Here is a 24,631-nt window from a genome sequence, read left to right as displayed (position 1 = left end):
GGCCGGCTGTGCGAAAGCGCGCCGGCCGTTTTTTCTGTAGCATCGTTGCGCGGTGCAGCAGCGCCGGCGAGGCGTCCGTGCCGCGCACGGATGTGCCCCCGATTCCGATCCTGGAGCGACCACCATGAAAGCCATCGAAATCACCGAATTCGGCGCCCCCGACGTGCTGAAGCTCGCGGAGCGTCCGCGTCCCGAACCGAAGCGCGGCGAAGTGCTGATCAAGGTGGCGGCTTCCGGCGTGAATCGGCCGGATGTCTTCCAGCGCAAGGGTGCGTATGCGCCGCCGCCGGGCGCCTCCGATCTGCCGGGCCTCGAGGTCGCGGGCGAGATCGTCGGCGGCGACCTGTCGGATGCCGCGCTGAACCCGTTCGGCCTGAAGCTCGGTGACCGCGTCTGCGCGCTGCTCGCGGGCGGCGGCTACGCCGAATATGCGGTCGCGCCGTTGCCGCAGTGTCTGCCGGTGCCTGACGGGCTGACCGACATCGAAGCCGCGTCGTTGCCCGAAACGTTCTTCACCGTGTGGAGCAATGTGTTCGACCGTGCGTTGCTGGGCGCGGGCGAGGGCGGCGAGCAGGAAACGCTGCTCGTGCAGGGCGGCTCGAGCGGGATCGGCGTGACGGCGATCCAGATCGCGCATGCGCTCGGCTTTCGCGTGTTCGCGACGGCCGGCACCGCCGACAAATGCCGTGCGTGCGAGGCGCTCGGCGCCGAACGCGCGATCAACTACAAGACCGAAGATTTCGTCGAAGTCGTGAAGTCGCTGACGCACGATCGCGGCGTCGACGTGATTCTCGACATGGTGGCCGGTTCGTACGTGCCGCGCGAGCTGTCCGCGCTCGCGGATGGCGGCCGCCTCGTGCTGATCGCGCTGCTCGGCGGCGCGAAGGCCGAGGTCAACCTGAACGAGATCCTGCGTCGCCGGCTGACGGTGACGGGTTCGACGCTGCGTCCGCGTCCGGTCGAGTTCAAGGCGCGCATCGCCGCCCAGCTGAAGGCGCGCGTCTGGCCGCTGCTCGCGGACGGTCGCATCAAGCCTGTCATCTACCGCGTGCTGCCGGCCGGCGAGGCCGCGCAGGCGCATGCGCTGATGGAGAGCGGCGAGCATATCGGCAAGATCGTGCTCGATTGGGGTACGACCGCCTGACGGTCCGTGCGGCCGGACTTGACATGCGCGGTTTGACCGGTTCAAGCCGCGCGCAGTAAAATCGCGGGTTTGCTTCGCCAGATCCAGCCTGACGGCCGGTTTCCGGTACGTTAATGACACGATAGTGACGAGACAGACACGATGTCGAAACAACGAACAAAGCGAGTGATCGGCAACTGGAAGATGCACGGCCGGCTGGCCGGCAACCAGGCGTTGCTGAATGAAGTGGTGCAGGGCGCGGGCGCGGTGGCGGCTGAAACGTCGATCGGCGTGTGCGTGCCGTTCCCGTATCTCGCGCAGGTTCAGGCGCAGCTCGGCGCTGGCCGTGTCGCGTTCGGCGCGCAGGACGTGTCCGCGCACGAGCAGGGCGCGTTCACCGGCGAAGTGGCTGCCGCGATGGTGGCGGAGTTCGGCGCGCATTATGCAATCGTCGGTCACTCGGAGCGTCGCGCGTATCACGGCGAGCGCAACGAGACCGTCGCGGCAAAGACGCAGCGCGCGCTCGCGGCAGGCCTCACGCCCGTCGTGTGCGTCGGCGAAACGCTCGACGAGCGTGAAGCGGGCGCGACCGAGCAGGTGGTCGGTGCTCAGCTCGACGCCGTGCTGGCCGTGCTGACGGCTGACGAGGCGGCTCGCATCGTCGTCGCGTACGAGCCGGTCTGGGCGATCGGTACGGGCAAGAGCGCGACGTCGGCGCAGGCGCAGGATGTGCACGCGTTCCTGCGTGCGCGCCTCGCGGCGAAGGGTGCGGCGGACGTGTCGGTGCTGTACGGCGGCAGCGTGAAGCCGGACAACGCGGAAGAGCTGTTCGCGCAGCCGGACATCGACGGCGGCCTGATCGGCGGCGCGTCGCTGAAGGCGGAAGATTTCCTGGCGATCTGCCGGGCCGCACGTTGAGCGGTCCGGGGTCGAATTGAAACATGATGGCGGCCGGTTGGTCCGGTCGCCTGATCCAATCGGGTGGGTGTGATGCTGTTATTCAAGACGCTGATTATTGTCGTGCAGGTGCTGTCTGCACTCGGTGTGATTGGGCTCGTGCTGCTGCAGCACGGCAAGGGTGCCGACATGGGCGCTGCATTCGGCAGCGGCGCGTCGGGCAGCCTGTTCGGTGCGACGGGTTCGGCGAACTTCCTGTCGCGCACGACGGGCGTGCTGGCCACGATCTTCTTTGTCGCGACGCTCGCGCTGACGTACCTCGGCTCGTACAAGTCAACGCCGTCGGCAGGCGTGCTGGGCGCGGCTGCGACTGCACCGGCATCGGCGCCCGCAGCGTCGGCGCCGGCCGTCGCGGCGTCCGCTGCAGCCGGTTCGGCCGCGAGCGCGCCGGGCCAGGATGTCCCGAAATAAAAAGTCGAATTTTTTGCGTTTGTGCGTTGAACAAATCTGGAACTCGGGTTAGAATTTAATTCTTGAAGCGATTCGCGGGAACAAGCAGCACAACCCGAGTTGCATGCAGTGCCGACGTGGTGAAATTGGTAGACACGCTATCTTGAGGGGGTAGTGGCGAAAGCTGTGCGAGTTCGAGTCTCGCCGTCGGCACCAAAGTTACTCAATGCCAGCCGCTTCTAGTGGCTGGCATTTTTCATTTGTGGGGTATGTCTTGCGATTGTCTTGTGATCGCACGCACTCCGAAATGATTCCTTCCGCCGGAAGTGGTATTCTCCGGACGCTCAGAACCAACCGATAGAGGATTGCCTTGAACCTCGCAGCCTATTACCCCGTCTTGTTGTTCCTCCTCGTGGGCACTGGTTTAGGTATAGCGCTGGTCAGCATCGGCAAGCTCCTTGGTCCCAACAAGCCGGACGTCGAGAAGAACGCACCATACGAGTGCGGCTTCGAAGCCTTTGAAGACGCCCGGATGAAATTCGACGTCCGGTACTACCTCGTCGCCATCCTGTTCATCATCTTCGATCTCGAAACCGCATTCCTGTTTCCGTGGGGCGTCGCGCTGCGGGACATCGGCTGGCCCGGTTTCATCGCAATGATGATTTTTCTGCTCGAATTCCTGCTGGGCTTTGCCTATATCTGGAAGAAAGGCGGTCTCGACTGGGAGTGATGGGGTTAATCGCCGGTTTGCATGGGCGGCCACGCTGGGTCGCTCGTCTGGAGTGGAAAGCAAATGAGTATCGAAGGGGTCTTGAAGGAAGGGTTTGTCACCACGACGGCTGACAAGCTGATCAACTGGACGCGTACCGGCTCGCTGTGGCCGATGACGTTCGGGCTCGCATGTTGCGCCGTCGAGATGATGCATGCGGGCGCGGCCCGTTACGATCTGGACCGGTTCGGGGTCGTGTTCCGTCCGAGCCCGCGTCAGTCCGACGTGATGATCGTTGCCGGCACGCTGTGCAACAAGATGGCGCCTGCACTGCGCCGCGTGTACGACCAGATGGCCGAGCCGCGCTGGGTGATCTCGATGGGGTCGTGCGCGAACGGTGGTGGCTACTACCACTACTCGTACTCGGTGGTCCGCGGTTGCGACCGGATCGTGCCGGTCGACGTCTACGTGCCGGGCTGTCCGCCCACGGCCGAGGCGCTGGTCTACGGCGTGATCCAGCTTCAGGCGAAGATCCGCCGCACCAACACCATCGCCCGTCAATAAAGCCCCGAGCGTCCCCTCAATATGGCAAGCAAAATCGAGATCCTCAAGGCAAACCTCGAAGCCGCGCTCGGCGCGCGCGTGGTGAGCCTCACCGAAGCGATCGGTGAACTGACGCTCGTCGTGAAGGCGAGCGATTACCTCGAAGTCGCAAAGACGCTCCGCGACGATCCGAAGCTCCGTTTCGAGCAGCTGATCGACCTCTGCGGCGTCGACTACCAGGCGTACGGCGACGGTGCGTACGACGGCCCGCGTTTCGCGGCCGTGTCGCAGCTGCTGTCGATCACGAACAACTGGCGCCTGCGCCTGCGCGTGTTCGCGCCGGACGACGATCTGCCGATCGTGGCGTCGCTCGTCGACATCTGGACCTCCGCAAACTGGTACGAGCGCGAAGCGTTCGACCTGTACGGCCTCGTGTTCGAAGGGCACCCCGACCTGCGCCGCATCCTCACCGACTACGGCTTCATCGGCCACCCGTTCCGCAAGGACTTCCCGGTGTCGGGCTATGTCGAAATGCGTTACGACCCGGAAGAGAAGCGGGTCGTCTACCAGCCGGTGACGATCGAGCCGCGCGAAATCACGCCGCGCGTGATCCGCGAGGATCGCTATGGCGGTCTGAAACATTAAGGGGGCGTCATGGCAGAAATCAAGAACTACACCCTCAACTTCGGCCCGCAGCACCCGGCAGCGCACGGCGTGCTGCGCCTGGTGCTCGAGCTCGACGGCGAAGTCATTCAGCGCGCCGATCCGCACATTGGCTTGCTGCACCGCGCGACTGAAAAGCTCGCGGAAAGCAAGACCTTCATCCAGTCCGTGCCGTACATGGACCGTCTCGACTACGTGTCGATGATGGTCAACGAGCACGGCTACGTGCTCGCGATCGAGCGTCTGCTCGGCATCGACGTGCCGGAGCGCGCGCAGTACATCCGCGTGCTGTTCGACGAAATCACGCGCGTGCTGAACCACCTGATGTGGATCGGCGCGCACGCACTCGACGTCGGCGCGATGGCGGTGTTCCTGTACGCATTCCGCGAGCGCGAAGACCTGATGGACGTGTACGAAGCGGTGTCCGGTGCACGGATGCACGCGGCGTACTACCGTCCGGGCGGTGTCTACCGCGACCTGCCTGACGCAATGCCGCAATACAAGGCGTCGAAGATTCGCAACGAGAAAGCGCTCGCGAGGATGAACGAAGCGCGCAGCGGCTCGGTGCTCGACTTCATCGACGACTTCTTCACGCGCTTCCCGAAGTGCGTCGACGAATACGAAACGCTGCTGACCGACAACCGGATCTGGAAGCAGCGTCTGGTCGGGATCGGTGTCGTCAGCCCGGAACGTGCGCTGCAGATGGGCCTGACGGGCCCGATGCTGCGCGGTTCGGGTATCGCATGGGATCTGCGCAAGAAGCAGCCGTACGAAGTGTACGACCGCATGGATTTCGACGTGCCGGTCGGGGTGAACGGCGATTGCTACGACCGCTATCTGGTGCGCGTCGAAGAAATGCGCCAATCGATCCGCATCGCGAAACAGTGTATTGAGTGGCTCCGCAAGAATCCGGGCCCGGTGATGACGGACAATCACAAGGTTGCACCGCCGTCGCGCGTTGGCATGAAGACCAACATGGAAGACTTGATTCACCACTTCAAGCTCTTCACCGAAGGTTTTCACGTGCCGGAAGGCGAAGCGTACGCAGCAGTCGAGCATCCGAAGGGCGAATTCGGCATCTACCTCGTGTCGGACGGTGCCAACAAGCCGTATCGCCTCAAGATTCGCGCCCCGGGCTTCGCGCATCTCGCGTCGCTCGACGAAATGGCGCGCGGCCACATGATTGCCGACGCCGTCACGATCATCGGTACGCAGGACATCGTGTTCGGCGAAATCGATCGCTAATGGTTGCGCCGCCTGCGCGTGCGGGCGGCGAGCAGTAAGTCACACGCGATGCGCGCTGAGCCGGCGCGGCTTCGCAAGCTGTCAACAGTGAGCGCCAGGTCTGCCGTCCATGCACAGCAGTGCGGCAGGTTGTTCGTTCGGTAGGAATTGAAAGAGTCGTGTCTGAAAATGATCTCAGCTGAAGGCCTGAAGGAAATCGATCGAGCGTTGACGAAGTATCCCGCCGATCAGAAACAGTCCGCCGTGATGTCGGCGTTGGCCGTTGCTCAGGAAGAGCACGGCTGGCTGTCGCCCGAACTGATGCAGTTCGTCGCGGACTATCTCGGCATGCCGGCCGTCGCCGTGCAGGAAGTCGCGACGTTCTACACGATGTACGAGCTCAACCCGGTCGGCAAGCACAAGATCACGCTCTGCACGAACCTCCCGTGCCAGCTTGGTCCGGACGGCGGCGCCGAGGCGACGGCCGAGTACCTGAAACAGAAGCTGGGCATCGGCTTCGGCGAGACCACGCCTGACGGCAAGTTCACGCTGAAGGAAGGCGAATGCATGGGCTCGTGCGGCGATGCGCCGGTGCTGCTGGTGAACAATCACAGAATGTGCAGCTTCATGAGCCGCGAGAAGATCGACCAGCTGCTTGAGGAGCTTTCGAAATGACGTCCCTTCACGACCGTCACATCAAACCGCTGATCCTCGCTGGTCTGAACGGCGAGAACTGGCATCTCGAAGATTACGTTGCGCGCGGCGGCTACAAGCAGCTGCGCCGCATTCTCGAAGAAAAGATTCCGCCGGAGCAGGTGATCGCCGACGTGAAGGCGTCGGGCCTGCGTGGCCGTGGCGGTGCGGGCTTCCCGACCGGCCTGAAGTGGAGCTTCATGCCGCGCCAGTTCCCGGGGCAGAAGTACCTCGTCTGCAACTCGGACGAAGGCGAGCCGGGCACGTTCAAGGATCGCGACATCCTGCGCTGGAACCCGCATGCGCTGATCGAAGGCATGGCCATCGGCGCGTACGCGATGGGCATCACCGTCGGCTACAACTACATTCACGGCGAAATCTTCGAAGTGTATCGACGCTTCGAGGCCGCGCTCGATGAAGCGCGTGCCGCGGGTTTCCTCGGCGACAACATCATGGGCTCGGAATTCTCGTTCCAGCTGCACGCGCACCACGGTTACGGCGCGTACATCTGCGGCGAGGAAACGGCGCTGCTCGAGTCGCTCGAAGGCAAGAAGGGCCAGCCGCGCTTCAAGCCGCCGTTCCCGGCGAGCTTCGGCGTGTACGGCAAGCCGACCACGATCAACAACACCGAGACGTTCGCCGCGGTGCCGTTCCTGCTGTCCATCGGGCCGCAGAATTACCTCGAGATCGGCAAGCCGAACAACGGCGGCACGAAGATCTTCTCGGTGTCGGGCGACGTCGAGCGTCCGGGCAACTACGAAGTGCCGCTCGGCACGCCGTTCGCGACGCTGATGGAACTCGCCGGCGGGATGCGCGGCGGTCGCAAGATCAAGGCCGTGATTCCGGGCGGTTCGTCGGCGCCGGTGATCCCGGGCGACATCATGATGCAGACCGATCTCGATTACGACTCGATCGCGAAGGCGGGCTCGATGCTCGGCTCCGGCGCGGTGATCGTGATGGACGAGACGCGCTGCATGGTGCGTTCGCTGCTGCGCCTGTCGTACTTCTACTACGAGGAATCGTGCGGTCAGTGCACGCCGTGCCGTGAGGGCACCGGCTGGCTGTATCGCGTCGTGAATCGTATCGAGCACGGCGAAGGCCGCCAGGAAGATCTGGACCTGCTGAACTCGGTTGCCGAGAACATCATGGGCCGCACGATCTGCGCGCTCGGCGATGCGGCGGCGATGCCGGTGCGCGGGATGCTCAAGCATTACTGGGACGAATTCGCGTACCACGTCGAGCACAAGCACTGCATGGTCGGCGGCCACGCGCACGCGGCGGCAGCCTGAAGCGAAGCACCGGTTGCGGAATTTGAGCGCACGGTCGGGCGAAGGCGCGAACGGGCGGAAATAGGTTAAGGACCATTCACCATCATGGTTGAACTTGAAATAGACGGCAAGAAGGTCGAGGTGCCCGAAGGCAGCATGGTGATCCAGGCTGCGCACAAGGCGGATACGTACATTCCTCACTTCTGCTATCACAAGAAACTGTCGGTTGCGGCCAACTGCCGGATGTGTCTCGTCGAAGTCGAGAAGATGCCGAAGGCCGTGCCTGCCTGCGCGACGCCCGTATCGGCCGGCATGATCGTGCACACGCAGTCCGACAAGGCCGTGAAGGCGCAGCAGTCGGTGATGGAATTCCTCCTCATCAATCACCCGCTCGACTGCCCGATCTGCGATCAGGGCGGCGAATGCCAGTTGCAGGATCTGGCGGTCGGCTACGGCAAGTCGTCGTCGCGCTACTCGGAAGAAAAGCGGGTGGTGTTCCACAAGAACGTGGGCCCGCTGATCTCGATGGAAGAGATGTCGCGCTGCATCCACTGCACGCGCTGCGTCCGCTTCGGCCAGGAAGTCGCCGGCGTGATGGAGCTCGGCATGCTGGGTCGCGGCGAGCACTCGGAAATCACGACGTTCGTCGGCAAGACGGTCGACTCCGAGCTGTCGGGCAACATGATCGACCTGTGCCCGGTCGGCGCGCTGACCAGCAAGCCGTTCCGCTACAGCGCCCGTACGTGGGAACTGTCGCGCCGCAAGTCGGTGAGCCCGCACGATTCCGTCGGCGCGAACCTCGTCGTGCAGGTGAAGAACAACCGCGTGATGCGCGTGCTGCCGTTCGAGAACGAAGCGATCAACGAATGCTGGATCTCGGACAAGGATCGTTTCTCGTACGAAGGCCTGAACAGCGAAGAGCGCCTGACGAAGCCGATGCTGAAGCAGGGCGGCCAGTGGATCGAAACCGACTGGCAGACCGCGCTCGAGTATGTCGCGAAGGGCCTGAAGGGCATCGCCGCGGATCACGGCGCGAACGCGCTGGCGATGCTCGCGAGCGCGCACAGCACCGCTGAAGAGCTGTTCCTCGTGAAGCAGCTCGCCAACGAACTGAAGACGCCGAACGTCGACTTCCGTCTGCGTCAGCAGGATTTCTCGGCGCCGGTCCAGGGCGCACCGTGGCTCGGCATGCCGATCGCCGACCTGTCGAACGTGGATGCCGCGTTCGTCGTCGGTTCGTTCCTGCGCCGCGACCACCCGTTGTTCGCCGCACGCCTGCGTCAGGCCGCGAAGAACGGCGCGAAGCTGCACTTCCTGCACGCGACCGCCGACGACTCGCTGATCCCGACCGCGAAGCGCATCGTCGCCGCGCCGTCGGCATGGCTCGACGAACTGGCCGGCGTCGCCGCGGCCGTTGCGCAACTGCGCGGCGTCGCGCTGCCGGACACGCTCGCGGGCGTCACTGCGTCGCCGGCCGCGCAAGCGGTCGCCCAGTCGCTCGCGAACGGCGAGCGCCGTGCGGTGCTGCTCGGCAACGTGGCCGTCCGTCATCCGCAATTCGCGCAGCTGCACGCCGTCGCACAGTGGATCGCCGACAACACCGGCGCCACGTTCGGCTTCCTGACGGAAGCGGCGAACACGGTCGGCGCGCACGTCGTCGGTGCGCTGCCGGGCGAAGGCGGCCTGAACGCGCGCGAAGCGTTCGCGCAGCCGCGCAAGGGCTACGTGCTGCTGAACGTCGAACCGGAATTCGACACCGCCGATCCGGCGCAGGCGCTTGCCGCGCTGAACCAGGCCGAAATGGTCGTCGTGATGTCGCCGTTCAAGCACGGCCTCGATTACGCCGACGTGCTGCTGCCGATCGCGCCGTTCACGGAAACGGCCGGTACGTACGTGAACGCGGAAGGCTCGGTGCAGAGCTTCAACGGCGTCGTGCGTCCGCTCGGCGACACGCGTCCGGCGTGGAAGGTGCTGCGCGTGCTCGGCAGCCTGCTCGGCCTGCCGAACTTCGAATACGAGACCGCTGAAGAAGTGCGTCTTGCGGCGCTCGGCGATGCAGGTGTCGCGAGCCGTCTGTCGAACCAGGCGTCGGTCGCGCCGGCACGCGTCGCGGCGACTGCCGCGAACGGCGGTTTCGAGCGCCTCGCCGATGTGCCGATCTATCACGCCGACGCACTCGTGCGCCGCGCAGGTGCGCTGCACCTGACGGCCGCCGCGAAGGTGGCGAACGCCGCAGCCCTGCCGGCCGCGCTGTTCGACAAGCTGGGCTTGAAGGAAGGCGACGCGGTGCGCGTGCGCCAGGGCGAGCGTGCGGTGCAGTTGCCGGCCGTGCGCGACGCGAATCTTGCGGAGACGGTCGTTCGCGTGTCGGCGGCGACGCCTGCCGGCGCAGCGCTCGGCAGCCTGTCCGGTGAACTGGTGGTGGAGAAGGCGTAAATGAGCTTGTTCGATACGATCAACGCGGGCGGAGCCCAGCTTCTCGGCATCGCATGGCCGACGGTGTGGGCCATCGTGCGCATCCTCGTCGTCGCCGTCGTGATCCTGCTGTGCGTCGCGTACCTGATTCTGTGGGAACGCAAGCTGATCGGCTGGATGCACGTGCGTCTCGGCCCGAACCGCGTCGGCCCCGCCGGCCTGCTGCAGCCGATCGCCGACGTGCTGAAGCTGCTGCTGAAGGAAGTCATTCAGCCGAGCGCCGCCAGCCGCTGGCTGTACCTGATCGCGCCGGTCATGACCGTCGTGCCGGCGTTCGCCGTCTGGGCGGTGATCCCGTTCCAGGCCGAAGCCGTGCTCGCGAACGTGAACGCCGGCCTGCTGTATGCGATGGCGATCTCGTCGATCGGCGTGTACGCGGTGATTCTCGCCGGCTGGGCGTCGAACTCGAAGTACGCGTTCCTCGGCGCGATGCGCGCAGCTGCGCAGATGGTGTCGTATGAAATCTCGATGGGCTTCGCGCTGGTGCTCGTGCTGATGACGGCCGGCAGCCTGAACCTGTCGGAAATCGTCGGCTCGCAGCAGCACGGCTTCTTCGCCGGCCACGGCGTGAATTTCCTGTCGTGGAACTGGCTGCCGCTCCTGCCGGCGTTCGTCGTCTACTTCGTGTCCGGTATCGCCGAAACGAACCGTCACCCGTTCGACGTGGTGGAAGGGGAGTCGGAGATCGTCGCGGGTCACATGATCGATTACTCGGGCATGGCGTTCGCGCTGTTCTTCCTCGCCGAGTACATCAACATGATCGTGATCTCGGCGCTCGCTGCGACGCTGTTCCTCGGCGGCTGGGATGCACCGTTCGAATTCCTGTCGTTCATTCCGGGCGTCTTCTGGCTGGTGCTGAAGGTGTTCGCGCTGCTGTCGGTGTTCATCTGGGTTCGCGCGACGTTCCCGCGCTACCGTTACGACCAGATCATGCGTCTGGGCTGGAAGGTGTTCCTGCCCGTCACGGTGATCTGGGTGGTCGTGGTCGGCTTCTGGATGATGTCGCCGCTCAACATCTGGGTGAAGTAAAGATCGGACGAAATCATGACGGCAATCCAACACTTCTTTAAGACCTTCTTCCTGACGGAGCTGCTGAAGGGGCTCGCGCTGACCGGTCGCTACACGTTCCGGCGCAAGTTCACCGTGCAGTTCCCGGAAGAGAAGACTCCGATTTCGCCGCGCTTTCGCGGGCTGCATGCGCTGCGCCGCTATGAGAACGGCGAAGAGCGATGCATCGCGTGCAAGCTCTGCGAGGCCGTGTGCCCCGCATTGGCGATCACGATCGAATCGGAAACGCGTGCGGACAACACGCGCCGCACGACGCGCTATGACATCGACCTGACGAAGTGCATCTTCTGCGGTTTCTGCGAAGAGAGCTGCCCGGTCGATTCGATCGTCGAGACGCAGATTCTCGAGTACCACGGCGAAAAGCGCGGCGACCTGTATTTCACGAAGGAAATGCTGCTCGCGGTGGGCGATCGCTACGAGAAGGACATCGCTGCGGCGAAGGCCGCCGACGCGCCGTATCGTTGATTGTGTTTGCAGTGCCGGCCCGGCATGAACGGGTCGAGCCGCCGCGACGGGTGCGGCACGCGAGAGCGTCCCGCAAGCCGCGCCTGACTATGGCCTAACGATGAACCGGTAATCATGGAATTCACGACCGTACTGTTCTACATCTTCGCGCTGCTCCTGGTGGTATCAGGGCTGAAGGTGATCACTTCGCGCAACCCGGTGGCGTCTGCGCTTTTCCTTGTGCTGGCGTTCTTCAACGCCGCCGCGATCTGGATGCTGCTGGAAGCGGAGTTCCTCGCGATCCTGCTGGTGCTGGTGTACGTGGGCGCCGTGATGGTGCTGTTCCTGTTCGTCGTGATGATGCTGGACATCAACATCGATTACCTGCGCCGCGACTTCAAGCGCTTCGTGCCGATGGCAACGGTGGTCGGCGCGATCATCGTGGTCGAGACCGCGCTGATCCTGTGGCGCGGCTACGGCGACACGCACACGGTGCACGCAATGGCGACGGGCGCGATGGCCGACTGGTCGAACACGCGACTGATCGGCAAGGTGATCTACACCGACTACATCTTCGCGTTTGAAATCGCCGGCCTGGTGCTGCTGGTCGCGATCATCGCCGCGATCGGGCTGACCGAGCGCAAGGGCAAGGACAGCAAGCGCCAGCGCGTGTCGGATCAGGTCAAGGTGCGCCGCAACGACCGCGTGCGCCTCGTGAAGATGGAAGCGGAAAAGCCGCAGCCGGAAACGGCGCAGAGCGAAGCCGGTACGAGCACCAACGGCTAAGCGGAGGAAAAGAAACCATGCTGACTCTTGCTCACTACCTCGTACTCGGCGCGATCCTCTTTGCGATCGCGATCGTCGGGATTTTCCTGAACCGCCGCAACATCATCATCATCCTGATGGCGATCGAATTGATGCTGCTGGCGGTGAACACCAACTTCGTCGCGTTCTCGCACTACCTCGGCGATGTGCACGGCCAGATCTTCGTGTTCTTCGTGCTGACCGTCGCCGCAGCGGAAGCCGCGATCGGTCTCGCGATTCTGGTGACCCTGTTCCGTAAGCTCGACACGATCAATGTCGAGGATCTCGATCAGCTCAAAGGTTAATTTCAGGCAACGCTGTTATGTCAATGACACTCAATGAAAACCTGCTGCTGGCGATTCCGCTCGCTCCGCTGGCCGGCTCGCTGATTGCGGGGCTGTTCGGGAACGCAGTGGGGCGCAAGGGCGCACACCGGATCACGATCCTCGGCGTATTGATCGCGTTCCTCCTGTCGGCGAAAGTCTTCCTCGACGTGATGGGCGGCGCGAGCTTCAACGCGACCGTCTATGAATGGATGAACGTCGGCTCGCTGAAACTCGAAATCGGCTTCCTCGTCGATTCGCTGACAGCGATGATGATGGTCGTCGTGACCTTCGTCTCGCTGATGGTGCACGTGTACACGATCGGCTACATGTCGGAGGAAGATGGCTACCAGCGCTTCTTCTCGTACATCTCGCTGTTCACGTTCTCGATGCTGATGCTCGTGATGAGCAACAACTTCCTGCAGCTGTTCTTCGGCTGGGAAGCGGTGGGTCTGGTGTCGTACCTGCTGATCGGCTTCTACTTCACGCGTGAGAGCGCGATCTACGCGAACATGAAGGCGTTCCTCGTGAACCGCGTGGGCGACTTCGGCTTCCTGCTGGGCATCGGCCTGCTGCTCGCGTTCGCGGGTTCGATGAACTACGGCGAAGTGTTCGCGAAGCGCGCCGAGCTCGCAAGCCTGCACTTCCCGGGCACCGACTGGGGCCTGCTGACCGTCGCCTGTATCTGCCTGTTCATCGGCGCGATGGGCAAGTCGGCACAGTTCCCGCTGCACGTGTGGCTGCCTGACTCGATGGAAGGCCCGACCCCGATCTCCGCGCTGATTCACGCGGCGACGATGGTGACGGCCGGCATCTTCATGGTGTCGCGCATGTCGCCGCTGTTCGAACTGTCGGATACCGCGCTGTCGTTCATCACGGTGATCGGCGCGATCACGGCACTGTTCATGGGCTTCCTCGGGATCGTCCAGAACGACATCAAGCGGGTTGTCGCGTACTCGACGCTGTCGCAGCTCGGCTACATGACCGTCGCGCTCGGCGTGTCCGCTTACCCGGTCGCCGTGTTCCACCTGATGACGCACGCGTTCTTCAAGGCGCTGCTGTTCCTCGGCGCCGGTTCGGTGATCATGGGCATGCACCACGACCAGGACATGCGCAACATGGGCGGCCTGCGCAAGTACATGCCGATTACGTGGATCACGTCGCTCGTCGGTTCGCTGGCGCTGATCGGTACGCCGTTCTTCTCGGGCTTCTACTCGAAGGACTCGATCATCGACGCGGTGAAGCTGTCGCACCTGCCGGGCTCGGGCTTCGCGTACTTCGCGGTCGTCGCGAGCGTGTTCGTCACGGCGCTGTACTCGTTCCGCATGTACTTCCTGGTGTTCCACGGCGAAGAGCGCTTCCGCAAGCCGAAGCATCCGGAATCGCCGATGGGCATGGCGGCTGCGCACGGCCACGACGATCACGGCCATGGCCACGGTCATGACGACCACGCGCACGAGCCGCACGAGACCCCGTGGGTCGTGTGGGTGCCGCTGGTCCTGCTGGCGATTCCGTCGGTGATCATCGGCGCGATCGCGATCGGCCCGATGCTGTTCGGCGATTTCTTCCAGCACGGCGTCGCATTCGACAAGGTGATCTTCATCGGCGCGAACCATCCGGCACTGACCGAGATGGCCGAAGAGTTCCACGGCTGGGTCGGCATGGGCCTGCACTCGGTGTCGGGCCTGCCGGTGTGGCTGGCGCTCGCCGGTGTCGTCGTCGCATGGTTCCTGTACCTGAAGCGTCCGGAGTTGCCGGCGTCGATCCGCCGCGCGTTCGGCCCGATCTACACGCTGCTGGACAACAAGTACTACATGGACAAGATCAACGAAGTGGTGTTCGCCCGTGGTTCGGTGGCGATCGGCCGCGGCCTCTGGAAGGAAGGTGACGTCGTCGTGATCGACGGCCTCGTCAACGGCAGCGCCCGGTTCATCGGCTGGTTCGCCGGCGTGATCCGCTTCCTCCAATCCGGTTACATCTATCACTACGCGTTCGCCATGATCATCGGCATGCTGGGGCTCCTGACCCTGTTTGTAACGCTCGGCGGCAAATAAGGCGGGGGGACAACACTAATGCACGCTTTTCCGATTCTCAGTACCGCGATCTGGCTGCCGATCGTTTTCGGCCTCCTCGTGCTCGCGGTGGGTAACGACAAAAATCCGGGGACGGCCCGCTGGGTCGCGCTGATCGGTTCGCTGCTCGGTCTCGCGGTCACGATCCCGCTGATCACGGGCTTCGACTCGAGCACGGCCGCGCTGCAGTTCGTCGAGCAGTCGACCTGGATCGAACGCTTCGACATCTCGTACCACCTCGGCGTCGACGGCATTTCGATGTGGTTCGTCGTGCTGACCGCGCTGATCACGGTGATCGTCGTGATCGCCGCGTGGGAAGTGATCACCGAGAACGTCGCGCAGTACCTCGCGGCCTTCCTGATCCTGTCCGGGATCATGATCGGCGTGTTCTCGGCGGCCGACGGCCTGCTGTTCTACGTGTTCTTCGAGGCGACCCTGATCCCGATGTACATCATCATCGGTGTGTGGGGCGGCCCGAACCGCGTGTATGCGGCATTCAAGTTCTTCCTGTACACGCTGGCCGGCTCGCTGCTGATGCTGGTCGCGCTGATCTACCTGTACACGCAGACGCATTCGTTCGACCTCGCGACGTGGCAGAACGCCAAGATCGCGATGACGCCGCAGATCCTGCTGTTCATTGCATTCTTCCTCGCGTTCGCGGTGAAGGTGCCGATGTGGCCGGTGCATACCTGGCTGCCGGACGCGCACGTGGAAGCGCCGACGGGCGGCTCGGTCGTGCTGGCGGCGATCATGCTGAAGCTCGGCGCGTACGGTTTCCTGCGTTTCTCGCTGCCGATCACGCCTGACGCAAGCCACTTCCTGGCACCGGTCGTGATCACGCTGTCGCTGATCGCGGTGATCTACATCGGCCTCGTCGCGATGGTGCAGGCCGACATGAAGAAGCTGGTCGCGTATTCGTCGATCGCGCACATGGGCTTCGTGACGCTCGGCTTCTTCATCTTCAACCAGCTCGGCGTCGAAGGCGCGATCATCCAGATGATCTCGCACGGCTTCGTGTCGGGTGCGATGTTCCTGTGCATCGGCGTGCTGTACGACCGCGTGCACTCGCGCCAGATCGCCGACTACGGCGGCGTCGTGAACGTGATGCCGAAGTTCGCGGCATTCGCGATGCTGTTCTCGATGGCCAACTGCGGCCTGCCGGGTACCTCGGGTTTCGTCGGTGAGTTCATGGTGATTCTCGCGGCCGTCCAGTACAACTTCTGGATCGCATTCGGCGCGGCATTCACGCTGATCCTCGGCGCCGCCTACACGCTGTGGATGTACAAGCGCGTGTACTTCGGCGCGGTCGCGAACGATCACGTTGCCAAGCTGAAGGACATCGGCCGTCGCGAATTCCTGATGCTGGCCGTGCTTGCCGCGTTCACGATGCTGATGGGCCTGTATCCGAAGCCTTTCACCGACGTGATGCACGTTTCCGTGGAAAACCTCCTCTCCCATGTCGCGCAGTCGAAACTGCCGCTGGCCCAGTAATCGCGAGCGGAGGAAATCAAGATCATGAACGCACCTATGAATGTCCTGTTGCCTGACGCGCTGGTGATGGTCGCCATCGTCGTCGCATGGCTGAACGACACCTTTACCGGTGCCGCTGGCCGTCGCCTGACCTATCTGATCGCGGTGGTTTCGTCGGTCGTCGCCGGCGTATGGTTCGCGGTGCAGGCGCTGGACCCGCACCAGTACTACTTCTTCTCGCGAATGGTCGTCGTCGACTCGTTCGCGAGCATGATGAAGGCCGTCGTGTCGATCGGCTTCGCGGTCTCGCTCGTCTATTCGCGCAGATACCTCGAAGACCGCGACATGTTCCGCGGCGACGTATTCCTGCTGGGCATGTTCTCGCTGCTCGGTCAGTTGGTGATGGTGTCGGGCAACAACTTCCTGACGCTGTACCTTGGCCTCGAACTGATGTCGCTGTCGCTGTACGCGGTCATCGCGCTGCGCCGCGATGCCCCGCAGTCGAGCGAAGCCGCGATGAAGTACTACGTGCTGGGCGCGCTCGCGTCGGGCTTCGTGCTGTACGGCATCTCGATGCTCTACGGCGCGACCGGCTCGCTCGAGCTGGGCGAGGTGTACAAGGCAGTCGGCGGCAACACCGACGCAGCCGTGCTGATGTTCGGCGTGGTCTTCATCGTCGCCGGTATCGCGTTCAAGCTCGGCGCCGTGCCGTTCCACATGTGGGTGCCGGACGTCTACCAGGGCGCACCGACCGCGATGACGCTGTTCGTCGGCGGCGGCCCGAAGGTTGCCGCGTTCGCGTGGGGTCTGCGCTTCCTGGTGATGGGCCTGCTGCCGCTCGCTCAGAACTGGCAGACCGCGCTCGTGATCCTCGCCGCGCTGTCGCTGATCGTCGGTAACATCACCGGTATCGTCCAGCGCAACATCAAGCGGATGCTCGCGTACTCGGCGATCTCGAACATGGGCTTCGTGCTGCTCGGCTTGCTCGCCGGCATCGTGAAGGGCGACGCGGCCGCACCGGCAAACGCGTACAGCTCGGCGATGTTCTACGCGATCGTCTACCTGATCACGACGCTCGGCTCGTTCGGCGTGGTGATGCTGCTCGCGCGCCGCGATTTCGAAGCGGAGACGATCGACGACTTCAAGGGCCTCAACAAGCGCAGCCCCGTGTTTGCGTTCGTGATGATGGTCATGATGTTCTCGCTGGCCGGTATCCCGCCGACCGTCGGCTTCTACGCGAAGCTCGCGGTGCTCGAGGCGACCGTCAACGCGGGCCTCACGTGGCTGGCCGTGCTGGCCGTGATCACGTCGCTGTTCGGCGCGTTCTACTACCTGCGCATCGTCAAGCTGATGTACTTCGATGCCCCGCAGGACACGACCCCGATCACCGGCGATTTCTGCAAGCGCACGATCCTCGCGCTGAACGGCATCGCGGTCGTCGTGCTCGGCCTGATCCCGAGCCCGCTGCTGACGGCCTGCCTGCAGGCGATCCGTCATACGCTGCCGCTGTAATGTCGGCAGCCGGCTGGTTCATCGTGCTGTTGGCGCTCGTATGCGCCAACGTGCCGTTCCTGAACCAACGCCTCTTCGCCGTCGTGCCGTTCGGCACGACGAAGAAGAACGCGTGGGTTCGGATCGGCGAGCTGATCGTGCTGTATTTCGTCGTCGGCGCCCTCGGCTTCTGGCTCGAGTCGCGCGCCGGCAACCGCTTCGAACAGGGCTGGCAGTTTTACGCGATCACCTTCAGTCTCTTTGTCGTGTTCGCGTTTCCCGGCTTCACGTTCCAGTATCTCGTCAAACGACGCTGACAAGGGCCTGTCCGCGCTGATCGCAAGCTTGCGTACGCGCGGTGCGGCCCGCTATGCGCGTTCGCCTGATTGAAAAAACACAGTAGTAGTGGGGCTGGCCGCCAGCACGGCCGATCGCGGCGTCATGCTCGTTGCGAATACGTCGAGTATTCTCTTCGTCGCAATCCTTGTGTTCGGCCCTTCTGGCGGCCAGCGCAAGTTTGTTATTAGCGCGGACCGGCCCTTGGCCGTCGCGCTCAATCACGGAGCCGCCGATGGCCGAACTACCCAATCACGACGCCGCACTGACCGAAACCTGCCTCGAGAGCGAGGCGATTTTCGAAGGCTCGTTCCTCAAGCTCAAGCGCGACACCGTCCGTTTGCCGGACGGCAAGCAGGCCACGCGCGAATACGTTCAGCACCCGGGCGCGGTGATGGTGATCCCGCTGTTCGACGACGGCCGCGTGCTGATGGAAAGCCAGTATCGCTATCCAATCGGGAAGGTCATGGCCGAATTCCCGGCCGGCAAGCTCGATCCGAACGAAGGCGCGCTCGCCTGCGCGGTGCGCGAGCTGCGCGAGGAAACCGGCTACACGGCACGCGAATACGTGTTCCTGGCCCGAATTCATCCGATCATTTCCTACTCGACCGAATTCATCGACCTGTATCTGGCGCGCGGGCTGACGGCCGGCGAGCGCAAGCTCGACGAAGGCGAATTCCTCGAAACCTTCACGGCGACGCCAGCCGACCTGCAGGAGTGGGTGCGCACGGGCCAGATCACCGACGTGAAGACCATCATCGGCATGATGTGGCTCGACAAGGTACTGTCCGGCACCTGGCCGCTCGGCCCGGTCCAGAAACCCTGACGGCGCGTCAGCGGCGGGTGGGGCGCAGCGTTACAATCCAGTGACGCGGCCGCTTTCCGGCTGCGCGATCCTGATTTAGCACGATCGTTCACAAAAGCGCGTTTTGCGCTACACTCGTCACACGCCCTGATTCACAGCATGAAGGTCCTCGATTTACAGTGCCCGCACGGTCATCGGTTCGAAGGCTGGTTCGCTTCCGCCGATGAGTTCGAAGCGCAGTTGTCCCGCAAGCTGGTCGAATGTCCGGTGTGCGGGACGACCGAGATCAACCGGATGCCGTCGGCGCCGCGCCTGAACCTGTCGGGTGCGACGCAGGCACAGCCGGCCGATCCGCGTGCGCTGCAGGCGCAGGTGATGCGCGCGCTGCGCGAGGTGCTGGAGAAGACCGAGAATGTGGGCGAGCGCTTCGCTGAGGAAGCGCGGCGCATCCATTACAACGAGGCGCCGGCACGCAGCATTCGTGGCGTCACGACGCCGGAGGATGCGCAATCCTTGGCTGAAGAAGGCATCGACGTGATGCCGCTGCCGATTCCTGCCGCGCTGAAAGAACCGCTGCAATGACGTACGCAGGGGGTCTTGGCCGGGCCGGATGGCCGCGGTCAGGAGACACTGCGCATGGATCTGGATTATTCCCCCGCCGACGACGCGTTCCGCGTTGACGTCCGCGCCTGGCTCGAGGCCAATCTGCCTCACGCCCTGCGCGCCAAAGTACTCGATCACAAACGACTCGACCGCGAGGATTTCGCGAGCTGGCACCGGATTCTCGGCCAGCGCGGCTGGTCCGCGCCCGCATGGCCCGCTGAATATGGCGGCCCGGGCTGGAACGCGACGCAGCGGCACATCTGGGACGAGGAGTGCGCCCGCATCGGCGCGCCGACCGTGCTGCCGTTCGGCGTGTCGATGGTCGCGCCGGTGCTGATGAAATACGGCAGCGAAGCGCAGAAGCGTCACTATCTGCCGCGCATCCTCGACGGCACCGACTGGTGGTGTCAGGGCTATTCGGAGCCGGGCTCCGGGTCGGACCTCGCATCGCTGCGCACGCGCGCCGAACGCCACGGCGATCACTACGTCGTCAACGGCCAGAAGACCTGGACCACGCTCGGCCAGTTCGCGGACATGATGTTCTGCCTCGTGCGCACGGATCCGGCGGCGAAGAAGCAGGAGGGCATCTCGTTCCTGCTGATCGACATGGCGACGCCCGGCATCACGGTGCGTCCGATCATCACGCTCGACGAGGATCACGAGGTCAACGAGGTGTTCTTCGAGGACGTGAAGGTGCCCGTCGAGAATCTCGTCGGCGACGAAAACCGCGGCTGGACCTACGCGAAATACCTGTTGGGTCACGAGCGCACCGGTATCGCGCGCGTCGGCGCGTCGAAGCGCGAGCTCGTGTTCCTGAAGCGCGTGGCGTCGCACCAGCAGAAGAACGGCAAGCCGTTGCTCGCGGATCCCGTGTTTGCCGCGAAGGTCGCGGCGCTCGAGGTCGAGCTGATGGCGCTCGAGGTGACGGTGCTGCGCGTCGTGAGCCGCGAGACGAGCGGCAAGGGGCCGGGCCCCGAAGCGTCGATGCTGAAGATCAAGGGTACCGAGGTGCAGCAGGCGCTCACCGAGCTGATGTTCGAGGCGATCGGGCCGCTCGCGGCGCCGTTCGACGTTCCGTTCCTCGAGGGCGAGCGCGAACACAGCATCGCGGGCGACGACGATGCCGCGCCGCTCGCCGCGTATTACTTCAATTATCGGAAGACGTCGATCTACGGCGGCTCGAACGAGATTCAGAAGAACATCATCGCGCAGATGATTCTCGGGCTGTGATCAGGGAACGGAGACAACCATGGATTTCAGCTTTACCGATGAGCAGCAACAGTTCGCCGACGCGCTGCGCCGCTATTTTGGCGAGCAGTATGGTTTCGACGCACGCCAGGCCATCGTGCGCAGCGATGCGGGCGTATCGGACGCGCAATGGAGCGCATTCGCGGAACTGGGCCTGACCGCGCTGCCCGTGCCGGAGGCACAGGGCGGATTCGGCGGCGGCGCGGTCGACATGCTGGTCGCGATGCAGGAGCTCGGCCGCGCACTCGTGGTCGAGCCGTACTGGGCGACGGCGGTCGGCATCGAGGCGCTGCGGGTGGCCGGGTCCGGCACGGGCGACGATGCCGCGCTGCTGGAAGCGGTCGCACAGGGGCAAAAGCGCCTGGCGGTTGCGTTTCACGAACCGCGGGCGCGCTACGACCTGTACGAACTCGGCACGCAGGCGCGCGAGCAGGACGGCTCTTACCGGCTGACCGGCACCAAGTCGGTCGTCCAGCACGGCGCACAGGCGCATGTGTGGATCGTGCCCGCGCGGGTCGACGGCGGCGGCATCGGCCTGTTCGTCGTCGAGCGCGACGCCGCGGGAGTGAAGCTCGTCGACTATCGGACGATCGACGGCCAGCGCGCCGCGACGATCGAACTGCATGAAACGCCCGCACGGCAACTGACGGGCGGCACACGTGACGCGGCCGCGCTCGAGCAGATTGCCGATTACGCGACCTTCCTGCTCTGCGCGGAAGCGGTCGGCGCGCTCGACGAACTGAACCGCGCGACGGTCGAATACACGAAGACGCGCGAACAGTTCGGCGTGCCGATCGCGCGTTTTCAGGCGCTGCAGCACCGGATGGTCGACATGCTGATTCACGCGGAGCAGGCGCGTTCGCTGACCTACCTGGCCGCGGTGCGTTACGCGGGCGACGATGCCGATGCGCGGCGCAAGGCGGTTTCGGCCGCGAAGGCGCGGGTCGGCGCGGCCGCGCGCTTCGTCGGCCAGCAGGCCGTGCAACTGCACGGCGGCATGGGCGTGACCAACGAGGTGGCCGCCGCGCACCTGTTCAAGCGGCTGTCGATCATCGAGACGACACTCGGCGACATCGATCACCATCTTGCGCGTATCGCGGCCCTGCCGGATTTCGCGCAGGCCGACGCGGCATGACGGCGATGCGCGAGCGCGCCAGAGGAGACACACAGTGGGTATCAGTTACGAAGACCTGGAAGTCGGTAGTACGACCGAAATCGGCCGCTACACGTTCGAACCGGACGACATCAAGGCGTTCGCGCAACGCTACGATCCGCAGCCGTTCCACCTGGACGAGGAAGCCGGCAAGGCATCGCCGTTCGGCGGACTGGTCGCGAGCGGCTGGCATACGTGTTCGGTGTTCATGAGCCTGCTCATCAAGAAGCTTGGGCCGGATTCGACCAGCATGGGTTCGCCCGGCATCGATTCGATCCGGTGGCTCAAGCCCGTGCGTGCGGGCGACACGATCACGATGCACCAGAAGATCCACGATAAGCGCGTGTCGGCGAGCAAGCCCGACCGCGGCATCGTGTCGACGGAGTGGATCGGCATCAACGGCGCCGGCGACACGGTCATCTCCGTGCATACCAAGGTGATCTTCGGGCTGCGCCATCCGCAAGGAGCGGACGCATGACGGACGTGACATTGCCGCTGATCGCGTCGACGCAGGCCCTGCATGCCCGCGTCGGCGCGGAACCGCTTGCAAGCGGCTGGGTCGAGATCGACCAGCGCCGGGTCGACGGTTTCGCCGACGCGACCGGAGATCGCCAGTGGATACACGTCGATCCCGAGCGCGCGCGGCGCGAGTCGCCGTTCGGCGGTCCGATCGCGCATGGCTTCCTCACGCTGTCGCTGATTCCCGCGCTGATGGCCGATGCGATGCGCTTCGAGCAGAAGATGGGCGTGAACTACGGACTGAATCGCGTGCGGTTCCTGAAGCCGGTGCCGGTCGGCACGCGTGTGCGCGCGCTGTTCGCGGTGAAGGAAACCGCGGAGGCCGCGCAGGGCGGCGTGCAGGTCACGTGGTCGGTGTCGGTGCAGGCCGAGCGTCCCGACGCGCCGTTGCTTGTTTGCGCGGCGGAATTCATTACGCTGCACTACTTCTGATGCGCGCGGCGGCATCGACGGATGCCGCCCGCGTTGCCCACCCGTGCTGCTTCAGTGCTTCGCGTATTGCGTTGCGCCGAACAGCATCTCGCGCGCCTTGTCGTCCTGCAGTGCCTTGCGCAGCGATGCGAGGACTTCGACGCCGCGCTGCACGGCAGGACGCGAGGCAATCGCTTCTTGCCAGCGCTTCACGTTCGGCAGTTCATCGAGCACGATGCCCTGGTTCTGCCACGAACGCGTCCACGGGAACGTCGCAATGTCCGCGATCGTGTACGTGTCGCCCGCGAGATATTCGGATTCGCCGAGGCGTTTGTCCATCACGTTGTACAGGCGCTTCGCTTCGTTCGTATAGCGATTGACCGCGTATTCGATCTGCTCCGGCGCGTAGAGGCGGAAGTGATGCGCCTGCCCGAGCATCGGGCCGACGCCGCCCATCTGGAACATCAGCCATTCGAGCGTCGCGTAGCGCGCGGCCGGGTCGGTCGGCAGGAACTTGCCGGTCTTTTCCGCAAGGTACACGAGGATCGCGCCCGATTCGAACAGCGAGATCGGTTTGCCGCCAGGGCCGTCCGCGTCGACGATCGCGGGAATCTTGTTGTTCGGGCTGATCTTCAGGAATTCGGGCTTGAACTGGTCGCCCGCACCGATATCGACCGGATGCACACGATACGCGAGGCCTGTTTCCTCGAGCATGATGTGTACCTTGTGGCCGTTCGGGGTCGCCCAGCTGTAGACGTCGATCATCGTCAACTCCTTCGTTGCATGCGCGAAAACGGCGCCGGCAGGACGCCGCGACAGGCGGTCATTAGAGCATGGATCGACGTGCGTTGCAGGCGGCGGAAATGCGCGGCCGCGCGCCGGCGCACGCGTGTCGATGCGGCGACGGCGAGGCCGTTAGAACAGCGGGATTGCGCGGATCAGCGCTTGTAGCGCGGCTGGCGTTTCTCGAGAAACGCGGTAATGCCTTCGAACGCGTCCGCGTGATGCAGCGATGCGACGAAGTGATCGCGCTCGGTGCCGAGATGGGTTTCGAGCGGCTGCGCGGGCGCATCGTCGAGCAGCGACTTGATGCGCGTGAGTGCGTTCGGCGAGATGCCGGCAAGCGAGTCGGCCCACGCGAGCGCATCGGAGAATGCGGCACCGGGCACGGCGAGCCGATTGACGACGCCGAGCGCATGCAGGCGTTCGGCCGCGACGGGCTTGCCTTCGAACAGGATTTCGGAGGCCAGCGCGCGCGGCAGCGCGCGCGCGAGGAACCATGAGCCGCCGCCGTCAGGCGTGAGGCCGACGCGCGCATACGACATCACGAACTTCGCGTCGTGTGCGGCGACGATCAGGTCGCATGCGAGCGCGAGCGAGAAGCCCGCACCGGCCGCCGCACCTTCGACCGCCGCGATCACGGGTTTCGTCGATGCGCGGATCGCCGTGATCCACGCGCCGAGCTGATCGATGCTGTCGGCCTGGTAGGACGGATCCTTCGAGCGGTTGTCGAGCAGCCGGTTCAGGTTGCCGCCCGCGCAAAAGAAACGATCGGCCCCCGTGAGCACGACCGCGCGAATCGCGGGATCGCGCTCGGCGGTGGCGAGCGCTTCGACGCCGGCCGCATACATGTCGGGATGCAGCGCATTGCGCGCGCCGGGATTGGACAGCGTGAGGACGAGCGTCGATTCGCTCTCGGGCGGACGCGAGGCCAGCAGTTCAGCACTCATGCGAGGGTGTCTCCATCGGATGGCGAGGCTGCGGCGCCGCGCGTTGCGCGGGCTCGTGCGCATACCCGTGAGGGCGCTGCCGCAGCGGATGCATTGTTGTCGTGACGGA

26 protein-coding genes and 1 tRNA gene are annotated in these 24,631 nt (G+C 64.3%); 25 read left to right on the top strand and 2 right to left on the bottom strand.

Annotated features, from left to right (window positions below):
• Window positions 1–124: 124 nt before the first annotated feature.
• The 25 genes from LMA02_RS11585 (at window position 125) to LMA02_RS11465 (ending at window position 22,813) form a co-directional block, all read left to right on the top strand.
• Window positions 125–1,144, top strand: coding sequence for an NAD(P)H-quinone oxidoreductase (locus tag LMA02_RS11585; protein WP_166723646.1), 1,020 nt, complete (start codon window positions 125–127; stop codon window positions 1,142–1,144).
• Between the two features lie 141 nt (window positions 1,145–1,285).
• Complete coding sequence (tpiA, locus tag LMA02_RS11580; RefSeq protein WP_228904997.1) at window positions 1,286–2,041, top strand: triose-phosphate isomerase; 756 nt, start codon at window positions 1,286–1,288, stop codon at window positions 2,039–2,041.
• 72 nt (window positions 2,042–2,113) lie between these two features.
• The gene (secG, locus tag LMA02_RS11575) at window positions 2,114–2,491 is read left to right on the top strand and encodes a preprotein translocase subunit SecG (RefSeq protein ID WP_114177584.1); all 378 of its coding nucleotides are present in this window, start codon (window positions 2,114–2,116) and stop codon (window positions 2,489–2,491) included.
• Between the two features lie 110 nt (window positions 2,492–2,601).
• Window positions 2,602–2,686, top strand: a tRNA-Leu gene (locus LMA02_RS11570).
• 154 nt (window positions 2,687–2,840) lie between these two features.
• Window positions 2,841–3,200 carry an NADH-quinone oxidoreductase subunit A gene (locus LMA02_RS11565; protein WP_006398798.1) on the top strand — a complete coding sequence of 120 codons (360 nt, stop codon included), beginning with the start codon at window positions 2,841–2,843 and terminating at the stop codon, window positions 3,198–3,200.
• A gap of 63 nt (window positions 3,201–3,263) precedes the next feature.
• On the top strand, window positions 3,264–3,743 hold the full coding sequence (locus LMA02_RS11560; protein WP_006398799.1) for a NuoB/complex I 20 kDa subunit family protein: 480 nt from the start codon (window positions 3,264–3,266) through the stop codon (window positions 3,741–3,743).
• Window positions 3,744–3,764: 21 nt separating this feature from the next.
• Window positions 3,765–4,367: an NADH-quinone oxidoreductase subunit C gene (locus LMA02_RS11555; RefSeq protein WP_228904996.1), complete on the top strand. Its 603-nt coding sequence runs from the start codon at window positions 3,765–3,767 to the stop codon at window positions 4,365–4,367.
• Between the two features lie 9 nt (window positions 4,368–4,376).
• On the top strand, window positions 4,377–5,630 hold the full coding sequence (locus LMA02_RS11550; protein ID WP_011657482.1) for an NADH-quinone oxidoreductase subunit D: 1,254 nt from the start codon (window positions 4,377–4,379) through the stop codon (window positions 5,628–5,630).
• A gap of 168 nt (window positions 5,631–5,798) precedes the next feature.
• Complete coding sequence (gene nuoE / locus LMA02_RS11545; RefSeq protein ID WP_228904993.1) at window positions 5,799–6,284, top strand: NADH-quinone oxidoreductase subunit NuoE; 486 nt, start codon at window positions 5,799–5,801, stop codon at window positions 6,282–6,284.
• The gene (gene nuoF, locus LMA02_RS11540; RefSeq protein ID WP_006756904.1) at window positions 6,281–7,591 is read left to right on the top strand and encodes an NADH-quinone oxidoreductase subunit NuoF; all 1,311 of its coding nucleotides are present in this window, start codon (window positions 6,281–6,283) and stop codon (window positions 7,589–7,591) included. The genes nuoE and nuoF overlap by 4 nt, the downstream gene beginning before the upstream one ends.
• Window positions 7,592–7,675: 84 nt before the next feature.
• Window positions 7,676–10,006 carry an NADH-quinone oxidoreductase subunit NuoG gene (gene nuoG / locus LMA02_RS11535; RefSeq protein ID WP_228904991.1) on the top strand — a complete coding sequence of 777 codons (2,331 nt, stop codon included), beginning with the start codon at window positions 7,676–7,678 and terminating at the stop codon, window positions 10,004–10,006.
• Window positions 10,007–11,074: an NADH-quinone oxidoreductase subunit NuoH gene (nuoH, locus tag LMA02_RS11530; protein WP_006750463.1), complete on the top strand. Its 1,068-nt coding sequence runs from the start codon at window positions 10,007–10,009 to the stop codon at window positions 11,072–11,074.
• 15 nt (window positions 11,075–11,089) lie between these two features.
• The gene (nuoI, locus tag LMA02_RS11525; RefSeq protein WP_006398806.1) at window positions 11,090–11,578 is read left to right on the top strand and encodes an NADH-quinone oxidoreductase subunit NuoI; all 489 of its coding nucleotides are present in this window, start codon (window positions 11,090–11,092) and stop codon (window positions 11,576–11,578) included.
• Window positions 11,579–11,692: 114 nt separating this feature from the next.
• Window positions 11,693–12,343 carry an NADH-quinone oxidoreductase subunit J gene (locus LMA02_RS11520; RefSeq protein WP_006750464.1) on the top strand — a complete coding sequence of 217 codons (651 nt, stop codon included), beginning with the start codon at window positions 11,693–11,695 and terminating at the stop codon, window positions 12,341–12,343.
• Between the two features lie 17 nt (window positions 12,344–12,360).
• Complete coding sequence (gene nuoK / locus LMA02_RS11515; RefSeq protein WP_004185739.1) at window positions 12,361–12,666, top strand: NADH-quinone oxidoreductase subunit NuoK; 306 nt, start codon at window positions 12,361–12,363, stop codon at window positions 12,664–12,666.
• A gap of 17 nt (window positions 12,667–12,683) precedes the next feature.
• The gene (gene nuoL / locus LMA02_RS11510; RefSeq protein ID WP_212086688.1) at window positions 12,684–14,738 is read left to right on the top strand and encodes an NADH-quinone oxidoreductase subunit L; all 2,055 of its coding nucleotides are present in this window, start codon (window positions 12,684–12,686) and stop codon (window positions 14,736–14,738) included.
• Window positions 14,739–14,756: 18 nt separating this feature from the next.
• Complete coding sequence (locus LMA02_RS11505) at window positions 14,757–16,247, top strand: NADH-quinone oxidoreductase subunit M (protein WP_228904989.1); 1,491 nt, start codon at window positions 14,757–14,759, stop codon at window positions 16,245–16,247.
• A gap of 36 nt (window positions 16,248–16,283) precedes the next feature.
• The gene (gene nuoN / locus LMA02_RS11500; RefSeq protein WP_228907630.1) at window positions 16,284–17,738 is read left to right on the top strand and encodes an NADH-quinone oxidoreductase subunit NuoN; all 1,455 of its coding nucleotides are present in this window, start codon (window positions 16,284–16,286) and stop codon (window positions 17,736–17,738) included.
• The gene (locus LMA02_RS11495) at window positions 17,738–18,034 is read left to right on the top strand and encodes a DUF2818 family protein (RefSeq protein WP_228904987.1); all 297 of its coding nucleotides are present in this window, start codon (window positions 17,738–17,740) and stop codon (window positions 18,032–18,034) included. Before nuoN ends, LMA02_RS11495 begins: the two co-directional genes overlap by 1 nt.
• 254 nt (window positions 18,035–18,288) lie before the next feature.
• On the top strand, window positions 18,289–18,879 hold the full coding sequence (locus tag LMA02_RS11490) for an NUDIX domain-containing protein (RefSeq protein ID WP_228904985.1): 591 nt from the start codon (window positions 18,289–18,291) through the stop codon (window positions 18,877–18,879).
• Between the two features lie 138 nt (window positions 18,880–19,017).
• Window positions 19,018–19,440 carry a DUF1178 family protein gene (locus tag LMA02_RS11485; protein ID WP_006756910.1) on the top strand — a complete coding sequence of 141 codons (423 nt, stop codon included), beginning with the start codon at window positions 19,018–19,020 and terminating at the stop codon, window positions 19,438–19,440.
• Between the two features lie 54 nt (window positions 19,441–19,494).
• A complete protein-coding gene (locus LMA02_RS11480) occupies window positions 19,495–20,691 on the top strand; it encodes an acyl-CoA dehydrogenase family protein (protein WP_011657475.1) in 1,197 nt (398 codons plus the stop codon).
• 19 nt (window positions 20,692–20,710) lie between these two features.
• Window positions 20,711–21,844 (top strand): acyl-CoA dehydrogenase family protein, encoded by a 1,134-nt coding sequence (locus LMA02_RS11475; RefSeq protein ID WP_228904983.1) that lies wholly within the window; start codon window positions 20,711–20,713, stop codon window positions 21,842–21,844.
• Between the two features lie 34 nt (window positions 21,845–21,878).
• On the top strand, window positions 21,879–22,340 hold the full coding sequence (locus tag LMA02_RS11470) for a MaoC family dehydratase (RefSeq protein WP_006750473.1): 462 nt from the start codon (window positions 21,879–21,881) through the stop codon (window positions 22,338–22,340).
• Entirely contained in the window at window positions 22,337–22,813 is a 477-nt protein-coding gene (locus LMA02_RS11465) for a MaoC family dehydratase (RefSeq protein WP_228904981.1), read from the top strand. Before LMA02_RS11470 ends, LMA02_RS11465 begins: the two co-directional genes overlap by 4 nt.
• A 51-nt stretch (window positions 22,814–22,864) precedes the next feature.
• Here the strand turns inward: LMA02_RS11465 and LMA02_RS11460 are convergent, their stop codons facing one another.
• Both LMA02_RS11460 and LMA02_RS11455 read right to left on the bottom strand, forming a co-directional pair.
• Window positions 22,865–23,557 (bottom strand): glutathione binding-like protein, encoded by a 693-nt coding sequence (locus tag LMA02_RS11460; RefSeq protein WP_228904980.1) that lies wholly within the window; start codon window positions 23,555–23,557, stop codon window positions 22,865–22,867.
• Between the two features lie 173 nt (window positions 23,558–23,730).
• Entirely contained in the window at window positions 23,731–24,522 is a 792-nt protein-coding gene (locus LMA02_RS11455) for an oxepin-CoA hydrolase, alternative type (protein ID WP_228904977.1), read from the bottom strand.
• Window positions 24,523–24,631 lie beyond the last annotated feature (109 nt).

The organism is Burkholderia sp. B21-005 (genome assembly GCF_020843965.1).
GTDB lineage: Bacteria > Pseudomonadota > Gammaproteobacteria > Burkholderiales > Burkholderiaceae > Burkholderia > Burkholderia ambifaria.
The sequence above is the reverse complement of the archived record's forward strand: the minus strand, read 5'-3'. Positions and strand labels throughout refer to the sequence as shown.

Coding starts and splice junctions, on each gene's coding strand:
- LMA02_RS11520 (WP_006750464.1), top strand. CDS start 11,693: ATGGAATTCACGACCGTACTGTTCTACATCTTCGCGCTGCTCCTGGTG.
- LMA02_RS11485 (WP_006756910.1), top strand. CDS start 19,018: ATGAAGGTCCTCGATTTACAGTGCCCGCACGGTCATCGGTTCGAAGGC.
- secG (WP_114177584.1), top strand. CDS start 2,114: ATGCTGTTATTCAAGACGCTGATTATTGTCGTGCAGGTGCTGTCTGCA.
- LMA02_RS11475 (WP_228904983.1), top strand. CDS start 20,711: ATGGATTTCAGCTTTACCGATGAGCAGCAACAGTTCGCCGACGCGCTG.
- nuoE (WP_228904993.1), top strand. CDS start 5,799: ATGATCTCAGCTGAAGGCCTGAAGGAAATCGATCGAGCGTTGACGAAG.
- LMA02_RS11495 (WP_228904987.1), top strand. CDS start 17,738: ATGTCGGCAGCCGGCTGGTTCATCGTGCTGTTGGCGCTCGTATGCGCC.
- LMA02_RS11585 (WP_166723646.1), top strand. CDS start 125: ATGAAAGCCATCGAAATCACCGAATTCGGCGCCCCCGACGTGCTGAAG.
- LMA02_RS11555 (WP_228904996.1), top strand. CDS start 3,765: ATGGCAAGCAAAATCGAGATCCTCAAGGCAAACCTCGAAGCCGCGCTC.
- LMA02_RS11505 (WP_228904989.1), top strand. CDS start 14,757: ATGCACGCTTTTCCGATTCTCAGTACCGCGATCTGGCTGCCGATCGTT.
- tpiA (WP_228904997.1), top strand. CDS start 1,286: ATGTCGAAACAACGAACAAAGCGAGTGATCGGCAACTGGAAGATGCAC.
- LMA02_RS11480 (WP_011657475.1), top strand. CDS start 19,495: ATGGATCTGGATTATTCCCCCGCCGACGACGCGTTCCGCGTTGACGTC.
- LMA02_RS11560 (WP_006398799.1), top strand. CDS start 3,264: ATGAGTATCGAAGGGGTCTTGAAGGAAGGGTTTGTCACCACGACGGCT.
- nuoH (WP_006750463.1), top strand. CDS start 10,007: ATGAGCTTGTTCGATACGATCAACGCGGGCGGAGCCCAGCTTCTCGGC.
- LMA02_RS11550 (WP_011657482.1), top strand. CDS start 4,377: ATGGCAGAAATCAAGAACTACACCCTCAACTTCGGCCCGCAGCACCCG.
- LMA02_RS11455 (WP_228904977.1), bottom strand. CDS start 24,522: ATGAGTGCTGAACTGCTGGCCTCGCGTCCGCCCGAGAGCGAATCGACG.
- nuoG (WP_228904991.1), top strand. CDS start 7,676: ATGGTTGAACTTGAAATAGACGGCAAGAAGGTCGAGGTGCCCGAAGGC.
- nuoF (WP_006756904.1), top strand. CDS start 6,281: ATGACGTCCCTTCACGACCGTCACATCAAACCGCTGATCCTCGCTGGT.
- nuoI (WP_006398806.1), top strand. CDS start 11,090: ATGACGGCAATCCAACACTTCTTTAAGACCTTCTTCCTGACGGAGCTG.
- nuoK (WP_004185739.1), top strand. CDS start 12,361: ATGCTGACTCTTGCTCACTACCTCGTACTCGGCGCGATCCTCTTTGCG.
- LMA02_RS11465 (WP_228904981.1), top strand. CDS start 22,337: ATGACGGACGTGACATTGCCGCTGATCGCGTCGACGCAGGCCCTGCAT.
- nuoN (WP_228907630.1), top strand. CDS start 16,284: ATGAATGTCCTGTTGCCTGACGCGCTGGTGATGGTCGCCATCGTCGTC.
- nuoL (WP_212086688.1), top strand. CDS start 12,684: ATGTCAATGACACTCAATGAAAACCTGCTGCTGGCGATTCCGCTCGCT.
- LMA02_RS11460 (WP_228904980.1), bottom strand. CDS start 23,557: ATGATCGACGTCTACAGCTGGGCGACCCCGAACGGCCACAAGGTACAC.
- LMA02_RS11490 (WP_228904985.1), top strand. CDS start 18,289: ATGGCCGAACTACCCAATCACGACGCCGCACTGACCGAAACCTGCCTC.